At 74.3% G+C, this 541-nt stretch carries 1 pseudogene; it reads left to right on the top strand.

Annotated elements, in window-relative coordinates:
- Positions 1 to 152: 152 nt before the first annotated feature.
- A pseudogene (locus tag ACXAID_RS28360) lies at positions 153 to 541 on the top strand (Rv1157c family protein); the annotation flags it as partial.

The following is a 541-nucleotide window of genomic DNA, read 5'->3' as shown; positions in this document are numbered from 1 at the left end:
GTCGCCGCCCCGCTGGCCCCGGTCGCACCGGTCGCGCCGATCGCTCCCGCGCCGGCGACCGAACCGCTGACTCCGCCGCTCAGCGCGCTGGCCGGGCTTCCCTGACCTGACACCACATCAACCAGCCACATCGACGAAAGCATTGGGGGACCATGTCCACGACCAGGATGAAGCTCACCACCCTTGTCGCGGTGGGCTCGTCGGCCGCGCTGCTCGGGGTTACCGGGGTCGCGCACGCCGACCCGGCCGCCGCACCGTTGCCGATCGACGGTCTGCAGGCCCCCGGCCTGCCGGCCGTGCAGAGCCTCGGTCCGGTCATCCAGCAGGCCGCCGCTGATCCCACCAATGCCGCCTCGATGCTGATGGCCGCCGCCGCGGCGTTCGCCGGAGACGCCGCAGCGCCGCGGCCCTCCCGTGACGTCGCGTCGGCGGTCAATCAGTTCGTGATGCCGGTCGCCCATGTGCCCGCCGAAGGCGCGGTGCCGGGCACTCAGGCACAGCTGCCCGCCGGGATCGATCCCGCGCACGCGGGGGGCCCGGC

The sequence above is a fragment of the Mycobacterium sp. ABE4_509 genome, from assembly GCF_056160785.1.
The sequence above is the reverse complement of the archived record's forward strand: the minus strand, read 5'-3'. Positions and strand labels throughout refer to the sequence as shown.